The following is a 5,712-nucleotide window of genomic DNA, read 5'->3' as shown; positions in this document are numbered from 1 at the left end:
GCGATCGCGGCGGAGGCCTCGTCGGTGGCCACCCAGCCGCGGTCGTCGGGCTCGGAGACGACCTGCTCCAGGGCCCGCAACGACGCCGCGACCGCGACCGGGGCGTTGGCGCACACCTGCTCCGCCAGGGCGATCGCCGCCGCCTCCGCCTCCCCCGGCGCGACGAGCTCGTTCACCAGCCCGAGCGCGTGGGCGCGTTCGGCGCCGAGGGGCTGCCCGGTGGTCAGCATCTGCCTGGCCACGTTCAACGGCAGCGGACGGGGTGTGCGGAACAGCGCGCCGCAGTTGGCGACCAGCCCGCGTGCCACCTCCGGGAGCCCGAACCGGGCCGATCGCCCGGCGACGACCATGTCGCAGGCCAGCACGATCTCGAACCCGCCGCCGTAGGCGATCCCCTCGACGGCGGCGATCAGCGGCGTGCGCCGGTCCCGGCGGACGACGCCGTAGTTGCCCCCGCGCACGGTCGGGCCGCCGGAGCCGGCGGCCAGGTCGGTGCCGGCACAGAACGCCGTCTCGTCGCCGGCCAGGACGCCGCACCACAGGTCCGGGTCGTCGTCGAGCTCGTTGAGTGCCGCGTCCAGCCCCGCCGTCATCGCCGCGTCGACGGCGTTGCGCTTGTCCGGCCGCAGCATCCGGACCACCAGGACGTGTCCCCGACGCTGCGTGGCCACCCGCTCCGCGGCCGTCGCCGTCTCCGAGATGCTCATCACCCCACCGTAGATCCCGTTGCCCCGGGCACCACCGGCGTTCGTAATCTTGGGACGTGCCGTCCCCCACGCCCCGCCGCACGCTCCCGTCCGCCCTGGGCGCCGCCGCCGGAGCCACCGCCCTCGGAGCCACCGCCCTCGCCCTGCACGTCCGGTCGCAGATGGGGGCGTCCCGGCGAGCGCTGCACGCGGCCGCGGCGACGTCGCCGCACGCCCGGGACGGGATCTTCTCCAACACCGAGAGCGGACGCCCGCGCGAGCGCACGAGCATCCGGACGGCTACGCGCATGATCCTGCGCCGCAACGAGAACGGCGTCCCGCACGAGCCGGTTCAGCCGGCCACGCCGCACTTCCCGCCGCGCGCCGCGCCGCTGGCCGTGACGTGGCTGGGCCACGCGTGCGTGCTGCTCGAGATCGACGGCAGGCGCGTCCTGGTCGACCCCGTGTGGTCCGAGCGCACCTCCCCGGTGCCGCTGCTGGGCCCGCGCCGGCTCTACCCGATGCCCGCGCCGCTGTCGGCATTGCCCCAGGTGGACCTCGTGCTGCTCACCCACGACCACTACGACCATCTGGACCGGCGCACGGTGCGCGCACTGGCCCGGGACTCGTCGGCGACGTTCGTCGCGCCGGTCGGCGTGGGCGAACACCTGCGCGCCTGGGGTGTCCCCGAACAGCGGGTCGTGACCCGGGACTGGGGCGGCCGGACCGAGGTCGGCGAGCTCGCACTGACCTGCCTGGAGGCCCGGCATTTCTCCGGGCGCGGCCTGCGCCGCAACACCTCGCAGTGGGCGGCCTGGGCGGTGGCCGGTCCGCAGCACCGGGTCTACGTCGGCGGTGACACCGGCCCGACCGCCGCGTTCGCCCGTTCCGGGGCCGCGCACGGACCGTTCGACCTGACGGTACTGCCGATCGGGGCGTACTCGGATCTGTGGCCGGACATCCACCTCGACCCCGAACAGGCCGTGTCCGGGCACCGGGATCTGCGCGGCGACGTCCTCCTGCCGATCCACTGGGCGACGTTCAACCTCGGGTTCCACGGCTGGTCCGAGCCCGGGGAGCGGCTGCGCCGGGCCGCCGACGCGGCCGGGGTACGGCTGGCGCTGCCCCGTCCCGGCGAGCGGGTCGACCTGGCCGCGCCGCTGCACTCGGCCCCCTGGTGGTCCACTCCCGAGCGGTGACCCCCGGCCCGCCGCGCTCCACCTTTCTCCCGATTGCCTTCGCCCGAACGCCGACCCCGCGCGGACGACTCCACCGTTCTTGCGGAAACACGCCGGAGCGGTTCGACAAACCGCGCGCGCGTACCTTATCGTTTCGCTCAGATTCTCGATCGCTCTCTAAGAGATCCGCGTACGTTCCCCCGACAGCCGACGGCGGTCCCGCGTGCCCGGAAATACCGGAAGGAATGTGGCGTGGCAAAGCACACCACCGTCACCCTTGTCGACGACCTCGACGGCGGCGAGGCCGACGAGCAGGTACAGTTCTCCGTCGACGGCCGCTCCTACGAGATCGATCTGTCGTCGAAGAATGCCGAAAAGCTGCGGGAGAGCCTGGCCCCCTACGTTTCCGCTGCTCGCCGTGGGGGCGGACGCAGCGCGTCGACGTCGGCGTCGTCGAACGGCTCCAGTGCATCCGAGCGCGCGGTCAACCGCGCGGTTCGGGAATGGGCGGTCGCGCAAGGGATGAAGATCTCCGAGCGGGGCCGGATCCCCTCGTCGGTTCTCGAGGCCTATCACAGCGCGCACTGACAGCACGCACTGACAGCGCGCACCGAATGGGCGACCGTCCGTGGCCGGTGGAACGCCGGGCCACGTGACGCGCTCCCGGCGGTGGCAGGATCGGGGACCGGTATCCCGCACCCGACCGCCGACGAGAGGGCTCGATGTTTCCAGGAACGCACGCCGTCACCACACCGGACAAGCCGGCCGTGGTGATGGCCGGAACCGGTGAGGCCCTGACCTACGCGGAGCTCGAGGCCGGGTCCGCCCGGCTGGCCCGCCATCTGCACGATGCGGGCCTGCGCCGCGGCGACGTGGTCGCGCTGATCTCGGACAACACACCGCGCGTCTACGAGGTCTACTGGGCCGCCCAGCGTTCCGGGCTCTACATCACCGCCGTGAACCACCACCTCTCCGCGCCGGAGGCCGCCTACATCGTCAACGACTGCGGGGCGAAGGCCCTCGTGGTCTCCGCCGGAGTCGCCGGTCTCGCGGCCGCGGTGGAGGAGCATGTCGACGTCGCGGTGCGGCTCGCCTTCGGCGGCGAGATCCCCGGGGCCTCGCGCTACGACGACTACGACGCCACGCTGGCCGGCGTGTCCGCCGAGCCGCTGGCCGACCAGCCGCGGGGCGCCGACATGCTCTACTCCTCGGGCACCACAGGACGTCCCAAGGGGATCAAGCCGACGCTGCCCGAGCGCCGGATCGACGAGCCGGGCGACACCTACGTCGCGATCTTCGGGCAGATGTACGGGTTCGACGCGGAGACGGTGTACCTGTCGCCGGCCCCGCTCTACCACGCGGCGCCGCTGCGTTTCAGCGCGACGGTCCAGGCCGTCGGCGGGACGGTCGTGGTGATGGAGCGCTTCGCCCCGGAGGCCGCGCTCGCGGCGATCGAGACCCACCGCGCCACGCACAGCCAGTGGGTTCCGACGATGTTCGTGCGGATGCTCAAGCTGCCCGCCGAGGTCCGCGAGCGCTACGACGTGTCGTCGCTGCGGGTCGCGATCCACGCCGCCGCGCCGTGCCCGGTCGAGGTCAAGCAGAAGATGATCGACTGGTGGGGCCCGGTGCTCTACGAGTACTACGCGGCCACCGAGTCGTCCGGGATCACGTTCATCGACTCCGCGCAGTGGCTCGCCCACCCGGGTTCGGTCGGGCGTGGTGGCGTGCTCGGCGACGTGCGGATCTGCGCCGAGGACGGCACGCTGCTCGGCACCGGCGAGGTCGGCACCATCTATTTCGAGCGCGACGCCCGCCCGTTCGAGTACCACAACGACCCGGACCGGACGAAGGCCGCCGAGCACCCCGAGCACTCCAACTGGACGACCACCGGCGACCTCGGCTACCTCGACGAGGAGGGGTTCCTCTACCTCACCGACCGCAAGGCATTCATGATCATCTCCGGCGGGGTGAACATCTACCCGCAGGAGGTCGAGGACTGCCTGGCGCTGCACCCGAAGGTCCTCGACGTCGCCGTGATCGGCGTGCCGGACGAGGAGATGGGCGAGGCGGTCAAGGCGGTCGTGCAGCCGGCCGACGGCGTGGCGACCGGCCCGGAGCTGGAGGCCGAGCTGATCGCGTTCGTGCGGGAGCGGATCGCGCACTACAAGGCCCCGGGGTCGGTGGACTTCACCGACTTCCTGCCGCGCACCGCGACCGGCAAGCTGGTCAAGCGCCAGGTGCGGGACCGATACATCGCCTGAGCCGACCGGCCCTCGACCGAAAGGCTCCCGCGGCCGACAGGCTCCCTCGACCGAAAGGCTGAGGTCAGCGGCCTGCGAATGGTCCCGGGGGCCGATCCGCCGACGGCGCCGGCGCGCCATGGTTGTCCCATGACCTTCTCGGACATCGTGACCGTTCTCGGCGCCGGCGCCGGGATCCTGCTCCTGCTCGCCATGGTGGCCACCCCGCTGCTGGCCGACCGCGCACCGGCCGCGCGCCGTCGACCGCGCACGGCCGCCGCGTCGTTCGCACCGGTGGTGGACATCCCGGCCCAGCGTTCCGCCGTGGCTGCAGCACGCACCGGGGGGCGCATCGGGGACCGCGCGGCGACGGTGCGCCACGCCGCCGCGAGCTGACCGGCCGCCCAGCTCCGGGCGCTCAGCTCCGGACGCTCAGCTCCGGGCGCTGCGGCCGTAGCGACGCCGCGCGAGCGCGGCTGCCACCACCAGCGGCACCGCGACGACCAGCGCGGCGCGGAACAGCGTCGGGAACATCCCGGTGTCGGCCAGCGGTGCGGCCATCGCGGTCCCGGCGGCGCTGCCCAGGAACAGCACGGCCGCGAACAACGCCACCGCCGACGCCCGGGCCTGCGGCACCACCTGCGTCGCCCAGGTCTGCAGTGTCGAGTGCAGGAACGCCCAGGCCCCGCCGAGCCCGGCCCCGGCCGTGAGCACGGTCGCCACGTTCACCGTGATCGACGGGCCGGCCCACGCCGCCACCAGGAACGCGCCACCGATCGCGGCGAGCCCGGCCGGCGGCACGCGCCCGACCAGGCGACGCACCAGCCGCGAGAACAGCAGCGCCGCGACCCCGAACCCGGCGGAGACGAGCCCGGCCACCGCCGCCGACGAGCCCAGCGCCTGCAGCGCCGGGGCCAGGAACGTCAGCGCCGCGAGCACCACGATGCCCTCGACGAACGCCAGCACCAGCACGATCCGGGCCCAGCCGTGCGCCAGTACCGTGCCCAGCGGGCGCAGCACCGCGCCCGGCCCCGCGGCGGCCGCGGAGCCCGGCTCGGTCTCGGGCTCGGGCAGGCGCCGCAGCGCCACGAACAGCCCCGCCCCGGCCACGGCGGTCAGCGCGAACACCGTCCGCCACCCGACCAGGTCGGCCAGCAGGCCGGCACCGGCCGTCGCCACGGCGGTGCCCAGCGCGGACGCCGCCAGCACGTCGGAGAGCGGGCGCTGGCGGACCTTCTCCGGCCAGGTGTCGCCGACGTACACCAGCGATGCCGGGATCAGCGCCGCGAAGCACCCGCCGGTGACGATCCGGGCGATCAGCAGCACGGTCACGTTCGGTGCCAGCGCCGACGCGAGCCCGCCCGCGGCGGCCCCGCACAGCGCCACCCGCATCACCCGGACCCGGCCCAGCCGGTCGCTGAGCACTCCCCACACGACCTGCATCAGCCCGTAGGCCAGGAAGTAGCCGCCCGCCACCCCCGCGGTGACGCCGAGCGAGACGTCGAGATCGATCGCGATCAGCACCAGCAGGGGCGCGATCGCGAACCGGTCGCACGTGCTGACCAGCGAGGCCCACTGCAGCAGGCGCAGCCGGCGGGCACCGTC

General features: G+C 73.8%; 6 protein-coding genes. 4 read left to right on the top strand and 2 right to left on the bottom strand.

The window, feature by feature from the left end; genetic code table 11:
- Positions 1 to 707, bottom strand: a 707-nt coding sequence (locus tag I4I78_RS29295; protein ID WP_218614745.1) for an enoyl-CoA hydratase-related protein, incomplete at its 3' end; no start/stop codon positions are given.
- Between the two features lie 56 nt (positions 708 to 763).
- Here I4I78_RS29295 and I4I78_RS29290 point away from each other — a divergent pair.
- The 4 genes from I4I78_RS29290 (at position 764) to I4I78_RS29275 (ending at position 4,503) form a co-directional block, all read left to right on the top strand.
- Entirely contained in the window at positions 764 to 1,885 is a 1,122-nt protein-coding gene (locus I4I78_RS29290; RefSeq protein ID WP_308252431.1) for an MBL fold metallo-hydrolase, read from the top strand.
- 231 nt (positions 1,886 to 2,116) lie between these two features.
- Positions 2,117 to 2,452 carry an Lsr2 family protein gene (locus I4I78_RS29285; protein ID WP_218614744.1) on the top strand — a complete coding sequence of 112 codons (336 nt, stop codon included), beginning with the start codon at positions 2,117 to 2,119 and terminating at the stop codon, positions 2,450 to 2,452.
- Positions 2,453 to 2,586: 134 nt separating this feature from the next.
- Positions 2,587 to 4,128 (top strand): acyl-CoA synthetase, encoded by a 1,542-nt coding sequence (locus tag I4I78_RS29280; RefSeq protein ID WP_218614743.1) that lies wholly within the window; start codon positions 2,587 to 2,589, stop codon positions 4,126 to 4,128.
- A gap of 129 nt (positions 4,129 to 4,257) precedes the next feature.
- Positions 4,258 to 4,503: a hypothetical protein gene (locus I4I78_RS29275; RefSeq protein WP_218614742.1), complete on the top strand. Its 246-nt coding sequence runs from the start codon at positions 4,258 to 4,260 to the stop codon at positions 4,501 to 4,503.
- A gap of 36 nt (positions 4,504 to 4,539) precedes the next feature.
- Here I4I78_RS29275 and I4I78_RS29270 read toward each other — a convergent pair.
- On the bottom strand, positions 4,540 to 5,712 hold a 1,173-nt coding region (locus I4I78_RS29270; protein WP_308252430.1), incomplete at its 5' end, for an MFS transporter.

Origin of the sequence: Pseudonocardia sp. KRD291 (assembly GCF_019263595.1) — a bacterium.
GTDB lineage: Bacteria > Actinomycetota > Actinomycetes > Mycobacteriales > Pseudonocardiaceae > Pseudonocardia.
Note: the sequence above shows the minus strand (reverse complement) of the source record. Positions and strands in the feature narration are given on the sequence as shown.

Coding starts and splice junctions, on each gene's coding strand:
- I4I78_RS29280 (WP_218614743.1), top strand. CDS start 2,587: ATGTTTCCAGGAACGCACGCCGTCACCACACCGGACAAGCCGGCCGTG.
- I4I78_RS29275 (WP_218614742.1), top strand. CDS start 4,258: ATGACCTTCTCGGACATCGTGACCGTTCTCGGCGCCGGCGCCGGGATC.